This window comes from Chitinimonas sp. BJB300 (assembly GCF_002735695.1).
Classification (GTDB): Bacteria; Pseudomonadota; Gammaproteobacteria; order Burkholderiales; family Chitinimonadaceae; genus Chitinimonas.
This window is the reverse complement of record NZ_PDZH01000006.1, coordinates 35,339-54,928: the sequence shown is the minus strand read 5'-3', so window position 1 is coordinate 54,928 and position 19,590 is coordinate 35,339. Positions and strand designations below refer to the sequence as shown.

The window sequence follows — 19,590 nt, the reverse complement described above, 5'->3', positions numbered from 1 at the left end:
AGGCTTCATAGCCCGGCCCTATCATCTGCGCCACTTATGACTCATTTCAGGAACTTGGCATGCAGTCCTCACATACCTATCAATTCAGCCGCCTCACCGCCCTGGCAATCAGCATAGGGCTCCTCAGCGCTTGCAGCAGCAACGATGCCAGTCCGCCAACACCGGCTGCCCATGCCTCACCTACCATTGTGGGCCGGGCCATTCTGCCAGCCGCCACCTTTGCCGACGGCCCTAGCTCGGGTCACTATCTCGGGGGCAACACCAACGGCCAGACCCTGCCGTTTGACAAACAGCCGGTACAGGGCTTCTCGGCGACGCTTCGCAATGACGACGGCACCTTCCTGGCCATGACCGACAATGGTTACGGCACGATAGAGAACTCGGCCGATTTCTATCTGCGCGTCTATACCATTCGTCCCGACTTCAAGCGCCAGACGGGGGGCGCGGGCGGCATCAAAGTCGAAAGCTTCATTTCCTTGCAAGACCCCAATAACCTCATCCCCTTCACAATCACCAATCAATTCAGCACCGATCGTTTGCTGACGGGCGCTGACTTCGACATCGAATCGATGCAACGCACTCGCGACGGTACGCTCTGGTTTGGCGATGAATTCGGGCCTTTCCTGCTGCATACCGACAAAAACGGTGTACTGCTCGAAGCTCCCATTCCCCTACCCGACAGCGAAAATCCAGGTAAATTTATTCGGTCCCCACAGAATCCCTACAACGAAGAATCCAGCGCCCTACGCATCATGAACGCCGTTCGCGCACATGCGCAGCGCTTCGGCGCTACGCGTGCGCCCGTATTTTCCCCGTACAACGTGCAACTCAAATATGACGTAAACGGGGTGAAATCCAGCGCCGATGCCCACTATGCCCGCGGGACAAATCCACAACCTGGCCTTATGCCGGCCACCAGCGAAGTCTTCGATGTCGCATCACTCAAATCGGCAGGCTATCCAGTGATAACGTGGACGGTAAACGAGAAGGCCCGCATGCTGGAACTGATGAAGGCGGGTGTCACAGGCATCATCTCCGACCGGTCCGACCTACTGCTACAGGCGGTACAGGAATTTGACGCCAACAATGATGGCGTACCGGGCGACTTCCTGCTGCCCGACGGCCGTATTGATGCCAGTAAATTCGATGCCCAAGGCCATCGAGGCAGCCGTAATCTACGCCCGGAAAACACCCTGCCCGCCTACGAAGTAGCACTGGATAACCTGATGACCACGCTGGAAACCGATGCCGGCATCAGTAAGGACGGCATCGCGGTGATCAAGCACGACCCTTACATCGAAGCCCAGAAATGCCGCCGGGCAGACAATGCCCCCTACACCTTTGCCGACGAAGCGTTAATCAAAAACCTGACCGTTGCGCAAATTCAGGCCACCTTTATCTGTGACAAGGTCTTCAGGGGCCCCGAGCAGCTGAATGACCCAGCCCTTTCACCCGTATCGGTGCAAGTCGCAGCCGCCAAAGGGTATATCAGCCCTTATGTCATGCCCAAGGCCCAGGACATGTTCGATTTGGTCAGCGCCTATATCACCTATTACAGCACCGGGGCCGGTGCAGCCCATCCAGATGCCGGCAAGCGCATCGCCAATGCCAAAATTGTCCGCTTCAATATCGAGACCAAACTGAACCCGCGTTCCGACACCGACAATCATGGCAATGTCTACCGCGAACGCACAGTGGGCGTAACCCCCATGGCCGACACCTTGGCGGGACTGATTGTCGCCAATGGCATGCAAGCACGTGCCGACATACAGAGCTTTGACTTCCGCACGCTACTAGGCGTACAGGAGAAATTCCCAGCCATCCGCACCGTCTACCTGTTTGGCGACTTCCCCATCTACCCCAATCCTGCCAGCGACGATGGCACCAATATGCAAGATGAAGGTGGCAGGAACACCCCATGGATGTCGGGCCTTTACTGGCCTTACCGCAGCACCGCCACGTCAATGCCGTTTCGCGCCAAGCAGTCGGGTGGATTCGAAGGCATGGCACTTTCAAGCGATGGCAATAAACTCTATCCAATGCTGGAGCAACCGCTGACCGACCACGATGGCAAAACCCTGCTCATCAGCGAATTTGATATCGCCAGCCGCAGCTATACCGGCAAGCAGTTCAAATACAAAGTGGAGGAGAAAGCCTCCAACATCGGCGACTTCCAACTCTACAACGCCAATGAGGGCATTGTGATTGAACGCGATAATTCCCAGGGGGACTTAAAAGGCTTTAAAAAACTGTTCCAGATTAAGCTGGGCAAGCAAGGTGAATACGTGACCAAAACGGAACTGGTCGACCTGCTAAGTATGAAAGACCCGTACCGGATCACCTCACCATTAAACGGTGATATCGGTTTGGGCGATACCCTTTTCCATGCCCTTCAATACAATCGAGAACGTTGTGGTGATTGACGACACCACGCTGGGAACTATCGATGACAACAACTACCCATTCAGTGTTGGTCGACACATGGGAAGCAAACAACCAGACGATAATGAGTTTGTCTTGATCAAACTACCCAAGGCATTATCCATGAGCCAATAGTTTCAGGTAATAAACGTAAATAAAATGGCGGGACCAAAGTCCCGCCATTTTATTTAGTTAAAGTATGCCAATAAAAACCCAGGCCATAAATGATGAAACAAAAGCCAAACTTTGGTGTAATAAATTATTCATTGCACAAATAAGGCTTTAATTCAAAACATGTTAGCGCCAGTTACGGCCTAGCTAAAAGAAAACGGCGCTTATGGCGCCGCCTTCCTTGAATACATCTGTCAAATCAAATTACTTAGCCTGCTTACGCCTACGCGCTCCCACTACACCCATCAAAGCCAAGCCAACCAAAGCCAAAGAACCCGGTTCGGCCACCTTTGTAATCTTTGGTATATCGCTGGTTACCGACGCTATCTTGATATAGTCATAACTGTTACTTGCGCCCGTGACACTACCGCCCGTGGGGTTGGCCAGTGGGTTGTAAGCCCCTATCAGCCAATACGACGACACCAGATTGCCGGCATTGATCGCTGCCGCCGTGGTGCTGCCAACGTCGGAATAGTTGCCAATTGAAGACCATCCAGCCAACTCAGTGTATTTTTTGCCTACCAGGGTGGGAATGCCGGCGCCGGTATAAGCCATGACCGTAATATCCGAATCATTGCTGAACCAACCCAGTTTCACACCGGTGAGCATGACGGCGCTGGTAAAGGACAGCAGCACCATGTCATAACGTTGCTGGTTATCAATGGCGTGTTCCGGATTGACACCTTCATTGACATCGCAATATGAACCGCTGGTACATGTATCTGCATTCGTGATACCCAAACCGCCGGAATACCAAACCTTGGTTGCCGACTGAATGGTCTGCAACGCTCCATTGTTGGCAGCATTCGCGGAATTGTTCGTCCCACCCGTGTTGGCATAAGCCGAAACGGTCATGCCGGGAGTAGGTGTCGACCCCAAAGTCCACGTTGTGGAAGCAAAGGCAGGGGCTGACAGCAAGGCGGTGGCGCATAGAAGCTTAAGCTGTTTTCTCACGATCAAACCCTCGGTAAGGCGATTGTCCTGCCAGATATAAGCAAAATAGAGGCCAAAGAACAAATTCCCTTTCCCGACAATGACTTATGAAAAATCCACTTACATAAGGAAACGGCGTTGTAAGAAATCCCGACATCCAAATCAGCTAGTTGCCCAGCTCTGCCAACAACCGGTTGACCTCCGCGGTACGCTCCAGCCCGCCCCGGGCCGCCAGCGCAGCTTGCATTTCTTCTTTGGCCTCTGTCTTGCGCCCGGACTTGGACAATGCGTAGGCGAGGTGGTATCGAATTTCACCGTCTTCCGGGCTACGCAAGCGCGCCTCGCGTAAATAACGAAGACCAGCCTCCAGCTGCCCCTGTTGCACCAGAATCCAACCCAATGTATCGGCATAGGCCGGGTTGTCCGGTACCAGCTTAAGCGCACGTTCGGCCATCCCTTGGGCCGATGCATCTTTCAGTTTAAGCAGCAGATTCGCGTAATTGTTCAACGCCACCGCATCATCAGGCTCCGCCTCGATGGCTTTGGCATAGCTTTGTTTTGAAGCCTGTAGCTGCCCGGCACGAAACTGCGCTTCACCCAACGTCTTCAGCACTACCAGATCATCAGGCTTACGCTTGACCCAGCCTTCCAAAAAGGTGATAGCTTTACCGGTATCGCCCATTCTCAAATACGTCTGGGCTACCTTCAATACATTCGCGGTGCTGGATTCGAGTTCCAATGCCTTGCTATAGCTCGCCAACGCCACTGGATACTGATTCCGGACCATCGCCAAATCACCGGTTGCCAATGCCGTCAGCAAATGATTAGGGTATCGTCCTGCCAACGCCTTCAGCGCCTCATCGGCTTTTGCCGAGGCACCACGGCGTATTTCTATTTCCACCAGAAATGCCATGACAGTCGGATCATCCGGGCGGCTCTGCAACGCTTTCTGGGCATCGTAAAACGCCGCATCACTATTGTTCGCCTGTAGCTGCAACCGGCCGGTTTCAAGCAGGATATCTGCGTTGTATTCCGCCAGCCGGGATGCCGACTGCAATGTGCTGCGGGCATTGGCCAAGTCGCCCATGGTCAGGAATGCCCTTCCCAATGCAACCTGCACCGGGGGCGCATCCGGGAACTTGGATGCCAACCGCTTGGCCGAGGTCAATGCATACTGGAATTGCCGCTGTGCGCGGTAAACCTCCACCAAGGCCAAACCCGGCCGTATATCGCTACGCGGAAGTTCGCTGGCTTTCTGCAGATGACGTACTGCCTCGGCGGGCTTGCCGGCACGGAACTCCAACAGCCCCAGCTCGTAGATTGCATCGGAATTATCCTGACGCTTGGCTAAAAAGTCTGTCAGCCGTTTGCGCGCGTCATCCAGCTTCCGCTCACTCACATCCAACTTGGCCATGTTCAACACGGCGGCAGGAAAGAGCGGGTCTTTATTCAGGAGATCCCCAAACACCTTCCGGGCACCCGCGCTATCGCCATTCGCTGCTTTCAACGACCCCAGGAAGTTCATGACGGTGAAATTACCCGGGCTGTTTTTCGCCACCGTCTCAGCAACCTGGATCGCCTTCTTTTTTTCATCGTGCCGCATGTACAGCACAGCCAGCGCCATACCTGCCTGCACATCGGCAGGGTTGGCGGCAAATGCCCGCTCCAGACTGAGACGACCGATTTCCGTCTGCCCCAACCCCAGCTGGCTAAACGCCAAAATACGATTGACCTCACCCGAATTCACCTTGGCTGCCGCCTGGCTCAACAAGTCGGTAGCCAACTGATAATTACGCAACCCCATATGCACCGTACCAAGTAGAAAAATCACCTGTGGGTCACCAGGTACATCGCGGCGCAGGTCGCCCAGCAAGGTCAATGCACGTGTGTAATCCTGTCTTTCCGTATAAATACCCGCCAGCAGCTTGCGCGCCTCGATATTGCGCGGATTGCGTGCAAGCAGAATCGTGAGGTATTCACGGGCTTTTTCCGGGTTGCCCAAACCGTGGTGCGCCAGGGCACCCACCATCAACAATTGCTCGCGGCGAGCCAGCCATGCTGGCCGTAGCGCATCGACCAGCTTGACCACATCCATCAACGCACGGTTGGTGGTGGAAACATCGCCATGCTGGCTGGCGATCAGCGCCCGAAGGTAGGCAGCGCGTGGCTCTTCCGGGTTTTTCTTGGCAAGGTATTCCAGGTCTGCCTTGGCGTCCGCCTCACGCTTCAAATCCAGCAACAAGGCAGCGCGGGCAATCCGCGAATCCACCAATTTGGGTTCGATGCCCAGGGCACGACCATACGCCGTCAACGCTGCGTTCAGGTCCATACCCGCATGCAGTACCGAGGCATACATATTCCAAGCGAAGGCATTGTTTGGTGCGAGTTCGATTGCCTGGCTGGCCAGCTGCTTTGCGCGTTCGAGTTGATTGCTACTCAAAAGCAGCGGGATTTCGGCAATCAGCGGGCTCACTGCGCGTGGGTCCAGCTTACGGGCGGCTTCGAAACTCTGATGAGCCAGCGCAGACTTGCCCAGCTCTATATACGCCGTCCCCCGCATCGACAGGACTTCCACCTGCGTAGGCAACGGCAGCCCCGCAGCGGGCGCGGTTGCAATTACCGCCTCCGGCCTGCCCAATGCCAGGTAGACCTGCCCCAGCATTGGAATGACTTCACTCGGACTGACACCTTGCTGCAATGCCGCCTCAAGCGCCGCCTCCGCTCCTTTGAGATCACCATTTTTCAATAGTGCCTTACCCAACAACAGATGGGCAGGCAGCATCTTGCTGTCCTGCTGTAAGCTGTTTTTAAGCTGGATAATGGCGCCTGGCAGATCGCCACGCTCATACCGCCCCAGCGCATCCTCGAAAAAACGGCCAGCCTGGGCCATATCGGCATAGGCTGGCGAACCCATGGCAATCAACAATGCCAAGACTGCGATCGGTTCACACACCAAGTGGCGACGTACTAGCGCTTTTTTCAGCATCAGCGTCTTCAAACCCATCTGTACGATAGCTGGCGATTTCCCGGAAGAGACCTGCGGCAGAACCTTATCTGAGCTTGCTCGATTCAGGTCTTCAAGGCAGATTGATGGTGATATGTGCAGCCTGCGGCGGCGACTGCAACAGACTATCGAATGGCTTCATTTCGCTGCTAATCCGATGACCCAGCAAGGCTTGCAGCCCCAGGAATGCGACCAATCCCAATGCAGCCATGCCAATCAATATATACGTGAGTGGGATATCGCCCTTCAGCATGTGGTTCACCTTGTCCGGAATCGCCCAGAATGGGGAAAAACCTGTGCGCTTACCGCGCATAAAGGCAATTTCGTCGCCCAGGCGAGCCGTCAACAATGCCAGCTTTTCCGGTGCTTCAAGCATATATTTGCCTTGGAAGCCCAATAACAGACAGTAATGGAAGATTTCGAGCGCTTGCAGTGATGGCGCGCCGTGGCCGCGTAACTGATCCAGCTTGACGAAGAAATTCTCCCCGGCCAACTGGTCACCAAAGAATGCCAGTTGAAGCGGATTCCGACCCCATTCCTCACGAATACTGAACTGCGAACCCAAGACGGTCTCGTCCAACAAGGCGCAAAAAGCATATTTGGCAGCAAATACATCATCCGCACTCGCACTCATGCGCCGCGCGCTCGTCTCGAAGGTATCGAGCAATTCGCGTATCTGGCTACGCAGATGATCGGCGCTATTGGGCACATAGTTGCGCTTTAGCAAAAATACCAGGTAAAAGCCGTCATACAACAGCTCCAGCATGGACTTGCCATTACCCGCACCGGCGCGATGGGCCTGTGGGCTGTCAGAGCCGTCGGCAAACAGTGATGGGTTAGCAGGAATGCTCATTGTATGACCGCCAGAAGTTCAAGTTTGATGTCCTGGAAACCGGTAGGCACATAAATCTGCAAGGATTGAGCTTGCAGCATCCGCTCATAGAGCGAGCCTTTGGGTTCCAGTTCGAAATAGTAAGCGCCTGGCCTGACCGGGATGGCACTGGGCACCGTGGGCGTATGTACCAACCGTACCCCCGGCATGGCCGACAACACAAGTTTTTCCACGTCGTCCGGCGCGCCGATCTTGAAGCGCAAGGGGGCATTCTCCACCAATTCCGCCGCCGGCATGGCGCTCGTCACCGCCAGATAGAAACGGGTCTGCGCATCGATTTTTTCCGAATCAAGCCGCCCCGCCCAAAACGCAGGCTTGACTTCACTGAGGGCGATACTGAAAACACGCGTTGAAATCACCGTTTCCAACAAAGTACGGATGATTTCGTCAAGCTTCTGAAAAGCGCCGGTGAGGTCCTGATGTGAATAAACCGGCAGCTCGTTCAGGCTATAGGCCTTGGTAAAGGTCATCAGCCCACCCGCCAATGTCAAAAGCTGATGAAACAGCCGCTCTGGATGCAGCAAGGGGTGCTGATGGAAATGCAGCAGGCTAGCGTATGCGGTCGAGGCTGTATGCAACAACCAAAAAGAAGCGATATCACCCGAACGAAATTCAATGACATTCTTACCGGGCTCGCGATGATGTCCATAGAGTGCGCTGACCTTGGCTTGTAGAATATCCAGCAAGCGCCGCAAGGTAGATTGCAAAACCGGTGATGCCGCAATGTTGACCAAGGGCGGAATAAACCCATTATCCAGCTCGAACCCCCCTGTCTGGCTACGGCGCACCCGCGCCAAGGGAATGGTGATCCAACCATCAAGCGACTGCATGCTGGTGAGCAGGCGCACTTGCCGACGCAGCACCGACACCTCGGCGGCGGCCGCATTGGTGAATAGATCCAATGTCTCTGCTTCAGAAATAGCAAAACGGGTAGCCCGACGATCTCCGCCCCCTTCCGGCTGCACATTCTGCGCCCCGGCCCGCAATGGCGGCAGACCGGCATAGATCAGGAAGGCATCAGGCAAATCAGGCATGGCATTGAGCTGCAACGCTTCAGGCAACGGGTCGCCGGCCGGGCCCGTAAACGGTTCCCTGTCGGGGAAAACCAGATTGAGCTCTTGCGCCACCAACACACCAGCCGCCAGCGCATCCACATCAAAGCGAAGGCTGCGTACACCCCAACCATAAGGATGTAAAAGCTGGCTGACTTCATTCAACCGGTCATCGTGATATGCGTCTTGCTGCTGGAAATGCTGTGGGCGAAGAAATAAACCTTCACCCCAAAGGACACGCGGGATATTTGACATTTATTTAATTTCGCTTATATGTAAGCCGGCACATACAAATCTATGCTACGCCCGACTTATCATAGACAAGACATTTGTTCAAAACCGAATGGCAAGACAGATGAATAAACCGTAAATTCAATTACATGCTGCGCTACCAGCCCGAGACAACGTCTTTAGCAATTCCTTATCAGACAAGCCCTGGGTAATAGTAAAACTGCAACGGTGTACACCTACCAATAGCGGCTTATCATCCAGCGCGCTCACTTGCAATACGGTGCGCCAGCGGGCTGGCTGAGAACTTTGGAACATCATCATCAAGCCTACGTAACGCGTCCCAGGGGGGAGCAATTCCTCGGCTTGATACTGCTGGCCCGGCGTCAGAATATGCTCCTTGCTGCCGAGCAAATCCTCTTTCAGCCCAGCCGGGGCAACGCCGCCGCTGTCAAATGCCTCACGGCTCAGGGCGAGAAAACTTTCTTGGTTGCGTAACTTGAATACGCGAAGCACGAGCGCATTGCCACGCCCGGATTTATCGCTATTGACACTATCGCCGGCAGACAACACCAATTGCAGTTTTCGGCCGGCCTCCTCTTTCTCAGACATCCCCACGGCCCGCAAGGCAGCTTGGCCGACAGGCGTAGCACAACCAACCAATAGATGTACACCTATTACGGCATATAATATATTTATTGTTGCCCTCATGGGTGAGGCCTCAATTGAATAATCGTTAAAAAAACTAAATATTAGTAGTTATTAACTTTTTAAGTATTCAGGCATTACCGCATTGCACTAAACAGTGAATAGAGCTTAGCATTATCGAATAATTTTGTCATAAGATGACTTACAAGGAGATACATATAATATGAATACTCATTTTGCTTTGCCCCTCACTCGGGTAAAGACCAGTCTGCTTTGTGTGATGTTGGCCAGTGCCTTGGTCGCATGCGGCACAACGCCCCACTCTCCCGGTTCGACCAACAACCTGCTCCAGCAGGCCAATGAAGCGATGAACGCCGGCGCACCGGACAGGGCCGCGGAGTTGCTCACGCAAGCCAGCAAGCTGAATCCAACCAGCGAGCTTGTGTGGGTAAAGCTGGCTCAAGCCCAGTTCGAACGCCAGGACTACCCGAAAGCCATTGACGCCGCCACGGAAGCGCTTGCCCGCTCCCCCAACAGCGCAGAAGCCCGCAGCATCATTTTCGTTTCCAGCATGCGTCTGGCCGTCACCAGCCTGGGTGAAATCCGTGCCGACACGCCGCTCAGCGACACCAATAAATCCGAAGCGGAGACCTTGGTGAAAGAGCTGCGAGACACCTTAGGTGAAGCCATACTGATCCCCGGCGTGAAGCCTGCCAACCGGCCAGCAGCGCGTCCTCGGCCCCGTCCCACTGTGCCCACAACAACAGCCAAGCCACAAGCTGACGCGCCCACGCCGCCCGTAGCTTCAAAACCACAGCCTGCTGCAACGCCAACACCCAGCACTACCTCCAGTGATCCGTTCGGTGCACTAAGGTAAATACTTAATCTGGTTATAGGGATTCTCATCATGGCAAAACGTGAAAGCACTCAAAAGAAACTCCAGCGTGTCCGGCCTCCGCGCGTACAGCTGACCTATGATGTAGAAGTTGGCGATGCAATCCAGCAAAAAGAGCTGCCTTTTGTCATGGGCGTCATTGGTGACTTTGCAGGTGACTCGACGGTTGCCCAACCCAAGCTCAAAGATAAAAAGTTTGTCAATATCGATGGCGACAACTTTGATGAAGTGATGGGCGCCATCGAGCCTCGCGCCAAGTTCCGCGTAAGCAACAAGTTATCGGATAAGGGCGGTGAATTTGCCGTGGACCTCGCTTTCCGTTCGATGGAAGACTTCCGCCCCGAAGAGGTGGTCAAGCAGATCGACCCCTTGAATAAGCTGGTTGAAGCGCGTACCAGACTGGCGGATTTACGTAACAAGATCGCCGGCAGTGAAAAGCTGGAAGACGTACTCAATGATGTGCTGCGCAACACAGAAAAACTCGAGAAGCTCGGCCAGGAAACTGGCAGTGAGGAGAAATAAATGAGCGAACGCTTGCAACAAGCACATTCTCAGGCCGGCACGGCTGATGCCGAGGGCAGCCTGCTTGACCAGATCGTTGCCGACAGTCGTGTCGCCAAATCCGACTCTGAACACGAGCGCGCCAAGGATTTGATTTCCGAGCTGGTCAAGGAAGTCATGCAAGGCACTGTCGTGATGTCGGACAACCTGTCCGCCACGTTGGATGCGCGCATCGCCCAAATTGACGAGCTGATCTCTGCCCAACTGAGCGTGGTGATGCATGCGCCTCCCTTCCAAAAGATGGAGGGCTCCTGGCGGGGGCTGCAATATCTGTGTCGCGAAACAAGCACGGGCCCCTCGCTCAAGATCAAGATGCTCAACACCAACAAAAAAGAGTTGGTGAAGGACTTCCAGACCGCCATTGATTTTGATCAGAGCACCTTGTTCAAAAAGGTGTACGAAGAGGAATTCGGTACGTTTGGGGGCTCGCCCTTTGCCGCGTTGGTTGGCGACTTTGAGATTTCCCGCCAGCCTACCGACATGTACTTTCTCGAGCAGATGTCACACGTTGCCGCCGCTGCTCACGCGCCTTTCATTTCCGCAGCATCGCCCGAACTGTTTGGCCTGGATACCTTTACCGACCTGGGCAGGCCGCGTGATCTGGCCAAGGTATTCGATACATTGGAATACGCCAAGTGGCGCTCCTTCCGGGAATCGGAAGATGCACGCTATGTCGGTTTGGCCCTCCCGCATTTCCTTGGCCGCCTGCCTTACGACCCGAAAGATGGGACAACGGTGGAAGGCTTCAACTTTGTGGAAGAAGTGGATGGCACCGACCACAGCAAGTACCTGTGGGTCAACGCCGCCTACGCCTTTGCCGCACGGTTGACGTCAGCATTCGAGAACTATGGTTGGTGTGCTGCTATCCGGGGCGTGGAAGGCGGAGGGTTGGTAGAGGGCTTACCAACGCATACCTTCAAGACCGATGACGGTGAAGTCGCCTTGAAGTGCCCCACCGAAATCGCCATCACCGACCGGCGCGAGAAAGAACTGAGTGACCTGGGCTTTATCCCACTCGTGCACTGCAAGAACACCGACTACGCCGCATTCTTCGGTGCCCAGTCTGCCCAAAAAGCGAAGAAGTACGACAGCGAGGCCGCCAATGCCAATGCGGTGCTGTCTTCCCAGCTGCAGTACATCATGGCCGTCTCCCGGGTAGCCCATTATCTAAAGGCAATGATGCGGGACAAGATCGGCAGCTTCGCCTCGGCGGGCAACGTGCAGGACTTCCTTAACAAGTGGATTTCCCAATACGTGCTGCTCGACGATGGCGCCTCGCAAGAAGCCAAAGCGCAGTTCCCGCTGCGGGAGGCATCAGTGGAAGTCGCCGAGGTACCCGGCCGACCGGGTGTTTACAAGGCTGTCGCCTTTTTGCGCCCTCACTTCCAGCTCGATGAACTCTCGATTTCGCTACGGCTGGTAGCCGAACTACCGCAATCGGCCAACCGATAAGACACGCTGCAGACAGTGAAGAGGGGTAACGCCCTCTTCAAAGCGGCCGGGCGAATGCAGACCGATACAAATCAGACTTAGCTGCCGGAAAGCATCGGCGGCGCTAAGAGCGTGTTAATTATCTGTAGCCAGCAGCTAAGCAGGTGCGCGTAGTAAGACTGACTAGTAAACCAGGTGCTTTCAGGGGAGAAGGTACTAAGCTTGCATGTGGGGGCGTTGTACTCGGTTATTAGTACCGTGCCTACCCCTCCAGAATCCGTTATATGGCTTGTGCTGTTTAGTTTGGTTGGCGAGCGGTGCTTTGTTACAAACCTTTTAAATTAAGTGCTTAGGCACTTAAGTGCTTAGGCACTTTCCAGGAGCTAGGGAAACATGAAAGATATTTACGTTAAGTTCAGCGGCAAGTTCAAAGTTGACGGCGAGTCAGCTGACAGCGAACACGCAAAATGGGTGGAAGTTGATAGCTGGGCGCATCAAATCATGCAGCCACGTTCCGCTACGGCCTCCAGCGCTGGCGGGCACACTGCTGAACGCTGCGAACATGGCGACATGCAGTTCGTTAAATCAGTTGACCAGACCAGCCCGAAAATGTGGGAAGCCTGCTCGGCCGGCCACACCTTTGATGAAGTCGTTATCGACTTCATGCGTGCTGACGGTGGCAAACGCGTGAAATACCTGGAAATCAAACTAAAGCACGTACTGGTTTCCAGCGTTGCACCGCATATCGCGGGCGAAGGGGTGCCAAGCGAAAGCTTCTCCCTGAAGTACGCCGCCATTCAGTGGACCTACACCGCCCAAGGTATTGCCGGCGGCGCCAAGGGCAACACGGCAGGGGCATGGAGCTTGGCCAAGAACACGAACAAGTACGAAGCCTAAACGCTGCACAGTTCACTGTTTGTAGCGCGCGTTTGTTATCGGGGCTCAGGTGCTGCTGTTTCTACGCCTTTCCCCATTTGACTCAGCGCATTACATACTTTGAACACCTGCTGCGTTTCTTAGAACCAGTCTAAAGGCTCGCGCGCTAGGGCAAGACAAGGCGAAAACAGCCGAGGAAGCGGAGTTTACACGCGGTAAATGAGCATTCCGAGGGTGTTTTCAACGCCGTATTGCTGACGTACAGCAGACTTTAGACAGGTTCTTAGATAGTGAAGGGGCGGGTCCTGCGCCGCCCCTTTTTGCGACAGCGGTATTCACCCTTGCCGGGTCAATACGGAGAAATTCGATGCTCGATCGCAGTCTATCGCGTGGCTTTGCGCCCACCTTGTTTGAGAAACTGTTCGACGACAACCCCAAGGGTCAAAGCGAAGCAAACCCCTTACGCCGGCTCAATATCGAGCAGCTCAAGGAATCGGTTGCTAACGACCTGGAAGCCCTGCTGAACAGTCGGCGAGGCCCAGACGAAGCATTGGCTGACTTCCCGCTGGCGAATCATTCCATTCTCAGCTTTGGCATATTGGACTTCGTCGGCATGAGCCTATCCAACCCGGCTGATTGTTACCGTATCTGCCGTACCCTGGAAGAAACCATCCTTTGCCACGAACCGCGCCTGAAAAATGTGCGGGTCCATCTCGAAGCCGATCAAGGCTCCACCAATTCACTCCTGTTCTCCATCAGCGCCCTTCTCGTTGTCTACCCAGCCCAGGAGCCAGTGAGTTTTGACGCCATGTTGCAACCCACCATTCAGCAATACTCGGTCAATCAAACCCGCCGAGTGAAAGCCACCTAAGTACCATGGAAGAGTTGCTCCCCTATTACGAACGCGAACTGGCAGTGCTTAAACGCCACGCACGCGAGTTCGCCGAGCAATACCCCAAGATTGCAGGCCGTCTGCTCATGTCGGGCGAGGCGGTAGAAGACCCACATGTCGAACGCTTGATCCAATCGTTCGCCCTGCTCGCCTCACGCGTCCACAAAAAACTGGATGACGAATACCCGCAGCTTACCAACGCGCTGTTTCAGACACTCTATCCGCAATACCTACGCCCCTACCCTTCTTGCTCCATCGCGCGACTGGCCGGCGCAACCGCGCAACTGACCACCCCGGTGAAGATTGCCCGCGGTACTGCCATGCAATCGCGGCCGGTAAAAGGGATTGCGTGCAAGTTTCATACTGCGTTTGATGTCACCTTGCTGCCTGTCAGCATCGAGGAAGTCGTCTACGCCACCGACTGGACACCCCCCGGCGGCACGCAAATTCCCAATACCGCAACTGCCATGCTCACGGTGGGCATCAACGGGTTAGCAGACCAACTACCCTTAAACCAGGCGTTACAGCAACCGCTGCGCATCTTTCTGGATGCCGAGCCCTCCGTGGTTGCGCTCTTGCGAGAAGCCCTGTTCCAGCGCTGCATTACCGTGGCGGTAGACACCGGCTTTGGGCCCTGGAAGCTGATTCAGAAACCACTGGTGCAGTCTGTGGGTTTCGCCGCCGACGAAGCCTTGGTGGAAGACGATGCTCGCAGCCATTCCGCCTACAGGCTGCTGACTGAATACTTTATCTTTCCCGAGAAATTCAATTTCATCGACCTGGACCTGGCACCGGTAGTGACAACCATGCCCGGTGGCCTGCGCAAGCTGAAGCTGCATTTCCTGCTTGCCACAGCGCGTGACGACCGCCGGTTTGACCGCCTGCTCGATAGCCTCAGTACCGCCAACTTCCAATTGTTCTGCACCCCGGTGGTCAACCTGTTCAAGCAGCATGCCGAACCCATCCGGCTAAGCCACAAGCAGGTGCAGTACACAGTACTGCCCGATGCACGCCGGCCTCAGGCTTTCGAGGTCTATGCAGTGGAGCGCGTCGCCCAGGTGCGGGAAAATGCCGATGGCGCCGTTGTCCATGCGTTTTACCCGTTTTATTCGCTCAAACACGGTACGCCAACGGCTGATGGTCGTTATTGGCAGGTGATCCGCGATGAACACCTAATCGAACGCAGCCCGGGCTTTGAGTACCAGATCACCGTCGTCGACCCGGATTTCAACCCCGCTGCGGAAGATGTGGAAACGCTGAGCATCGACCTCACCTGCACCAATCGCGACCTCCCCGCCCAGCTGCCTATTGCCCAGGCTGGGGGCGACCTGTTTGCAGAAGGTGTGGCGGCCGTGAAATCGATTCAATTGCTACGCAAGCCGACTGTACCGGCCCGCTTTAAGCACACGGGAGATGGCGCTTGGCGACTGGTGTCACAACTGACGTTGAATCATTGGTCGGTCAGTGACGATGCTGGCGATGGCCTGCGTGAATTGCTGACCCTCTATGACCTTGCCCGCTCCAGCCAAAACCGCCGCGCTATTGATGGCGTCGTACGCGTCAGCAGCTCGGCTTGTTCCGCACGCATGGCAGGCAATCCCTTCCCGACCTTTATCCGGGGGATGGAAATCCGCATCGCGGTACGCCCCGACTACTTTGTCGGCAGCGGTATATGGCTGTTTGCCGAACTGCTTTCACATGTATTTGGCTTGGCTGTGAATCTCAACAGTTTTACCCGGATCGTGCTCGAAGATGCCGAAACCGGAGAGGTGCTCAGAGAATGTCTGCCGCGCAACGGCCTCCGACCTATCGTCTAATCGATAAGCTGCTCCAGCAGCCGCAACAGTACCAGTTCTTCCAGGCGGTACGCGTCCTGTCACGCCAGTTGCAGCACCAAGAGGGTGCGGATCCCGATCGGCTGGTTGGCGAACGCATCCGCTTTGGCAGCTCGCTCAGCCTGGCCTTTCCACCCAGTGAAGTGGAATCATTGGAAAGCCCAAGCGCCGATTCAAATGGCGCTGCACCCTATCGGCTGGTGCCAGCCTTTATCGGTATGACCGGCCCAAGCGGCGCCATGCCGCGTTTCTATACCGAAAAGTTGGCCGAACGCCTGCAAGTACATCGTGATCCCACCGCGTGCGCCTTCATGGATGTGTTCAACAACCGCATGGTGGCCTTGTTCTATAAGGCATGGCAGAAATACCGTCTACCATTGCGGCATGAAAGCGGCAAGCGGTTCTTGCCCGAATTACTCAGCCTGTCGGGCAAGCAACTAGGGTTGGAAAGTCCACCTGCCAATACCGAATCGATCGAGCCCTATGCCGCCTACGCTGGGCTACTGCGCCACCAGCCTGTGTCGGCTGATAATCTGCGCCGTGTATTGGCCGATTACTTCCAAACCACGGTTGAGGTGGAACAGTTCGTCGGCCAATGGTTTGATATTCCCCACACGCAGCAGACCCGCCTGGGGGGCAGCGTGGCGATATTGGGCGAAAGCGCCTGCTGCGGCGCACGGTTATGGGACCGCCAAAGCCGGCTGCGCCTGCGTTTCGGCCCTTTGCGTTCCGCTGCGTATCGATCGCTGCTACCCGATGGTGCCGGCGCCAGTGCATTGCGCAGCCTGTTGCAGTACTGGTGCGGTATCAGCGTCGAATTCGAGGTGCAACTGGTATTACACCGCGATGACGTACGCGCAGCCCGCCTGAATGGCAGCAGCGGCCAACTGGGCCGTGATGCCGTGATTTGCAGCCGTTCGGTCCCCAAGCATATTGACGAGGCGCGTTACCTTTTAAATTGAAGCTGTCTTTTAGTCCGAATCCGATACAAAGTTATTCATAAACATATTTGGCAAATTTGAGGAAAAACCATGGCAAGCAATCTCAAAGCGCTGATCTCCAAGCTCACCCCCACTGCTCGCTTGGCTGCCGAACGTTCCGCCAACCTCTGTATGACGCGGGGCCACTATGAAGTGGACCTGGAACACCTGTTCCTCGCTCTGCTGGAACAGCCCGGTTCTGACTTGCTACAGCTTTGCCAGCGGTTTGATATCAGTCCCACCCAGCTTGAGCGCGACCTGAACCGCGAGCTGGAAAACTTCAAGACCGGCAATAGCCGCACCCCTGTCTTTTCACCGCACCTCCCTACCCTGCTGGAGCACGCATGGCTGCTGGCCTCGATTGAAACCGGCACCTCGTTGATCCGCAGTGGGCATATCCTGCTGGCGTTGCTGACAGCGCCCGACCTGGCGCAGATAGCGCGGCGCGGCTCGCCCTTGTTTGCGCGCTTCCCGCTCGACACGCTCAAACACAAGCTGGCCGAGCTGACGACCAAGTCAGCCGAAGCCGGCGAAGCCATCCAAAACGCGCCGCAAGCCGATGATGCCGCCCCGGGCGACACCGCCACCAGCAGCATCGCCAAAACTCCCGCGTTGGATCAATTCACCAGCAACCTCACCGCACGCGCGCAAGAAGGCAAGATCGACCCGGTGATCGGGCGTGAAACCGAAATCCGCCAGGCCATCGACATTCTTACCCGCCGCCGGCAGAACAACCCCATCCTGACGGGCGAAGCCGGCGTCGGCAAAACAGCCGTGGTAGAAGGCCTTGCTCAGAAAATCGCCGCGGGCGATGTACCGCCACCGTTGCAAAACGTCGCTCTACATGTGCTTGACCTGGGCTTGCTGCAAGCCGGGGCCAGCGTGAAGGGCGAGTTTGAGAACCGTCTGAAAAACGTCATCGACGAGGTGAAGAAGAGTCCGCACCCTATCATCCTGTTCATCGACGAAGCGCACACCATGATCGGCGCTGGCGGACAAGCCGGCCAGAACGACGCCGCCAATCTGCTCAAACCTGCCTTGGCGCGGGGTGAGTTGCGCACCATTGCCGCCACAACCTGGGCCGAGTACAAAAAGTACTTCGAAAAGGACGCGGCCCTGGCGCGGCGCTTTCAGGTCGTCAAGGTGGATGAACCCAACCTGGAAGTCGCTGCCAGCATGTTGCGCGCCATGGTAGGGTTGATGGAAAAGCATTTCATTATCCGGGTATTGGATGAAGCGATTGTCGATGCCGTGCACCTTTCCGCCCGCTATATCACGGGTCGCCAGTTGCCCGACAAAGCCGTCAGCGTGCTCGACACCGCCTGTGCCCGTGTCGCTCTGGCCCAAAGCGCTAAGCCCGAATCGATCGAACTGGCAGAAAAACGGTTGGAACGCACCGATGTGGAAATTGCTGCGCTTCAACGTGAAGTCGCCTCAGGCGGCAGCCATACAGAGAAGCTAAAGGACCTACGCGAAAGCCGTGCGGCGCTGGCTCGCGATATCGAAAACCAGAACAATCGCTGGCAACAGGAACTCGGTTTGGCGCGGCAAATAGGCGAATTGCGCCACACGCTGGAACAAAAACACGCGGCCGATCCAAACGCCGAACTCAAAACCGAGCGCGCCGAGCTCGATCGCCTCAAGACCGAACTCAAAACCCTACAAGGCGAGTCCGGACTGGTGCCAACCTGTGTGGACAGCAGTGTTATCGCCGACATCATCTCCGCCTGGACAGGTATTCCGGTCGGCAGCATGGTCAAGAACGAAATCAAGGCTATCCTGGGTTTGGCCGATACCCTCAAGCAACGGGTGATCGGACAAGACCACGCCATGGCTGCTGTTGCCCAACGTGTGCGCACTGCCCGCGCCAATCTGGAAGACCCAAACAAGCCCAAGGGCGTGTTCCTTTTCGTCGGTCCCTCCGGCGTGGGCAAAACCGAAACCGCGCTTGCTCTGGCTGATTCGCTCTACGGCGGCGAACGCAACCTTATCACCATCAACATGAGCGAATACCAAGAGGCCCATACCGTCTCATCGCTCAAAGGTTCGCCCCCCGGCTATGTCGGATATGGCGAAGGTGGTGTGCTTACCGAGGCGGTACGGCGCAAACCCTACAGCGTGGTGTTGCTCGATGAAGTCGAGAAGGCCCACCCCGATGTGATGGAGATGTTCTTCCAGGTCTTTGACAAAGGCGTGATGGAAGACGGCGAAGGCCGGGAGATCGACTTCAAGAACACGCTGATTATCCTGACCTCAAACGTCGGCTCTTCCACCATCATGCAAGCCTGCCTCAACAAAGCGAGGAGCGATCTGCCCGATGCCGATAGCCTCGCCGAAATGATTCGCCCGCAACTGTTCAAGGAATTCAAACCCGCCCTGTTGGGCAGGATGAAAGTCGTGCCGTTCTACCCGATTTCGGACGATGTGCTCGAAGCCATCATCCGCCTCAAGCTCAACCGGGTCGCCAGCCGCGTCGCCGCCAACCACAAAGCCGCTTTCGTTTACGACGACAGCCTTGTAGATGCAGTATTCCAGCGCTGCACCGAAGTAGACAGCGGCGCACGTAATGTCGACCATATCCTTAATGGCACCATCCTGCCCGAAATCGCGGGTTCGGTACTGGAACGGATGGCAGAGGGAGAAGCCATCCAGAAAATCAAAGTGGGCGCCACCAAAGCCGGCAAGCTCACCTACAAGGTAAGCTGAACCGCCCATCAACACCCCTCAAAACGCAGGTGAACACGGCCATGCACGCGCAAGCGGTGGCCGTG

General features: G+C 55.7%; 15 protein-coding genes. 10 read left to right on the top strand and 5 right to left on the bottom strand.

Annotation, left to right across the window (positions count from 1 at the left end; translation table 11 throughout):
- The first annotated feature begins 59 nt into the window (after positions 1-59).
- Both CSQ89_RS01980 and CSQ89_RS23055 read left to right on the top strand, forming a co-directional pair.
- Entirely contained in the window at positions 60-2,423 is a 2,364-nt protein-coding gene (locus CSQ89_RS01980; RefSeq protein ID WP_233202935.1) for an esterase-like activity of phytase family protein, read from the top strand.
- Positions 2,386-2,556, top strand: coding sequence for a hypothetical protein (locus tag CSQ89_RS23055; protein ID WP_233202934.1), 171 nt, complete (start codon positions 2,386-2,388; stop codon positions 2,554-2,556). The genes CSQ89_RS01980 and CSQ89_RS23055 overlap by 38 nt, the downstream gene beginning before the upstream one ends.
- A gap of 240 nt (positions 2,557-2,796) precedes the next feature.
- Here CSQ89_RS23055 and xdp1 read toward each other — a convergent pair whose 3' ends face one another.
- The 5 genes from xdp1 to tssJ all read right to left on the bottom strand — a co-directional run bounded on the left by xdp1 (position 2,797) and on the right by tssJ (position 9,412).
- On the bottom strand, positions 2,797-3,609 hold the full coding sequence (xdp1, locus tag CSQ89_RS01975) for an exosortase-dependent surface protein XDP1 (protein WP_099404518.1): 813 nt from the start codon (positions 3,607-3,609) through the stop codon (positions 2,797-2,799).
- Positions 3,610-3,691: 82 nt separating this feature from the next.
- Positions 3,692-6,511: an XrtA/PEP-CTERM system TPR-repeat protein PrsT gene (gene prsT / locus CSQ89_RS01970; RefSeq protein ID WP_158228867.1), complete on the bottom strand. Its 2,820-nt coding sequence runs from the start codon at positions 6,509-6,511 to the stop codon at positions 3,692-3,694.
- 91 nt (positions 6,512-6,602) lie between these two features.
- A complete protein-coding gene (gene icmH, locus CSQ89_RS01965; protein ID WP_099404516.1) occupies positions 6,603-7,382 on the bottom strand; it encodes a type IVB secretion system protein IcmH/DotU in 780 nt (259 codons plus the stop codon).
- Positions 7,379-8,728, bottom strand: a complete 1,350-nt coding sequence (gene tssK / locus CSQ89_RS01960; protein ID WP_099404515.1) for a type VI secretion system baseplate subunit TssK — start codon at positions 8,726-8,728, stop codon at positions 7,379-7,381. The genes icmH and tssK overlap by 4 nt, the downstream gene beginning before the upstream one ends.
- A 117-nt stretch (positions 8,729-8,845) precedes the next feature.
- The gene (gene tssJ, locus CSQ89_RS01955; RefSeq protein ID WP_099404514.1) at positions 8,846-9,412 is read right to left on the bottom strand and encodes a type VI secretion system lipoprotein TssJ; all 567 of its coding nucleotides are present in this window, start codon (positions 9,410-9,412) and stop codon (positions 8,846-8,848) included.
- A gap of 160 nt (positions 9,413-9,572) precedes the next feature.
- Here tssJ and CSQ89_RS01950 point away from each other — a divergent pair, with 160 nt between their 5' ends.
- From CSQ89_RS01950 to tssH, 8 genes are all read left to right on the top strand, one after another.
- Entirely contained in the window at positions 9,573-10,226 is a 654-nt protein-coding gene (locus CSQ89_RS01950) for a tetratricopeptide repeat protein (RefSeq protein WP_099404513.1), read from the top strand.
- 30 nt (positions 10,227-10,256) lie between these two features.
- Positions 10,257-10,766 carry a type VI secretion system contractile sheath small subunit gene (gene tssB / locus CSQ89_RS01945; RefSeq protein ID WP_099404512.1) on the top strand — a complete coding sequence of 170 codons (510 nt, stop codon included), beginning with the start codon at positions 10,257-10,259 and terminating at the stop codon, positions 10,764-10,766.
- The gene (gene tssC / locus CSQ89_RS01940) at positions 10,767-12,257 is read left to right on the top strand and encodes a type VI secretion system contractile sheath large subunit (protein ID WP_099404511.1); all 1,491 of its coding nucleotides are present in this window, start codon (positions 10,767-10,769) and stop codon (positions 12,255-12,257) included. It abuts the gene before it with no gap.
- A 372-nt stretch (positions 12,258-12,629) separates the two neighbouring features.
- The gene (locus tag CSQ89_RS01935; protein WP_099404510.1) at positions 12,630-13,133 is read left to right on the top strand and encodes an Hcp family type VI secretion system effector; all 504 of its coding nucleotides are present in this window, start codon (positions 12,630-12,632) and stop codon (positions 13,131-13,133) included.
- A gap of 346 nt (positions 13,134-13,479) precedes the next feature.
- Positions 13,480-13,983, top strand: coding sequence for a type VI secretion system baseplate subunit TssE (tssE, locus tag CSQ89_RS01930; RefSeq protein WP_099404509.1), 504 nt, complete (start codon positions 13,480-13,482; stop codon positions 13,981-13,983).
- A 5-nt stretch (positions 13,984-13,988) separates the two neighbouring features.
- Entirely contained in the window at positions 13,989-15,821 is a 1,833-nt protein-coding gene (gene tssF, locus CSQ89_RS01925) for a type VI secretion system baseplate subunit TssF (protein ID WP_099404508.1), read from the top strand.
- Positions 15,785-16,801: a type VI secretion system baseplate subunit TssG gene (gene tssG / locus CSQ89_RS01920; protein WP_099404507.1), complete on the top strand. Its 1,017-nt coding sequence runs from the start codon at positions 15,785-15,787 to the stop codon at positions 16,799-16,801. The genes tssF and tssG overlap by 37 nt, the downstream gene beginning before the upstream one ends.
- Positions 16,802-16,870: 69 nt before the next feature.
- The gene (tssH, locus tag CSQ89_RS01915; protein ID WP_099404506.1) at positions 16,871-19,525 is read left to right on the top strand and encodes a type VI secretion system ATPase TssH; all 2,655 of its coding nucleotides are present in this window, start codon (positions 16,871-16,873) and stop codon (positions 19,523-19,525) included.
- The last annotated feature ends 65 nt before the right edge of the window (positions 19,526-19,590 follow it).

Excerpts from the sequence above, each read along its gene's own strand:
- CSQ89_RS01980 (WP_233202935.1), top strand. The coding sequence starts at position 60 with ATGCAGTCCTCACATACCTATCAATTCAGCCGCCTCACCGCCCTGGCA.
- CSQ89_RS23055 (WP_233202934.1), top strand. The coding sequence starts at position 2,386 with ATGCCCTTCAATACAATCGAGAACGTTGTGGTGATTGACGACACCACG.
- prsT (WP_158228867.1), bottom strand. The coding sequence starts at position 6,511 with ATGCTGAAAAAAGCGCTAGTACGTCGCCACTTGGTGTGTGAACCGATC.
- icmH (WP_099404516.1), bottom strand. The coding sequence starts at position 7,382 with ATGAGCATTCCTGCTAACCCATCACTGTTTGCCGACGGCTCTGACAGC.
- tssK (WP_099404515.1), bottom strand. The coding sequence starts at position 8,728 with ATGTCAAATATCCCGCGTGTCCTTTGGGGTGAAGGTTTATTTCTTCGC.
- tssJ (WP_099404514.1), bottom strand. The coding sequence starts at position 9,412 with ATGAGGGCAACAATAAATATATTATATGCCGTAATAGGTGTACATCTA.
- CSQ89_RS01950 (WP_099404513.1), top strand. The coding sequence starts at position 9,573 with ATGAATACTCATTTTGCTTTGCCCCTCACTCGGGTAAAGACCAGTCTG.
- tssB (WP_099404512.1), top strand. The coding sequence starts at position 10,257 with ATGGCAAAACGTGAAAGCACTCAAAAGAAACTCCAGCGTGTCCGGCCT.
- tssC (WP_099404511.1), top strand. The coding sequence starts at position 10,767 with ATGAGCGAACGCTTGCAACAAGCACATTCTCAGGCCGGCACGGCTGAT.
- CSQ89_RS01935 (WP_099404510.1), top strand. The coding sequence starts at position 12,630 with ATGAAAGATATTTACGTTAAGTTCAGCGGCAAGTTCAAAGTTGACGGC.
- tssE (WP_099404509.1), top strand. The coding sequence starts at position 13,480 with ATGCTCGATCGCAGTCTATCGCGTGGCTTTGCGCCCACCTTGTTTGAG.
- tssF (WP_099404508.1), top strand. The coding sequence starts at position 13,989 with ATGGAAGAGTTGCTCCCCTATTACGAACGCGAACTGGCAGTGCTTAAA.
- tssG (WP_099404507.1), top strand. The coding sequence starts at position 15,785 with ATGTCTGCCGCGCAACGGCCTCCGACCTATCGTCTAATCGATAAGCTG.
- tssH (WP_099404506.1), top strand. The coding sequence starts at position 16,871 with ATGGCAAGCAATCTCAAAGCGCTGATCTCCAAGCTCACCCCCACTGCT.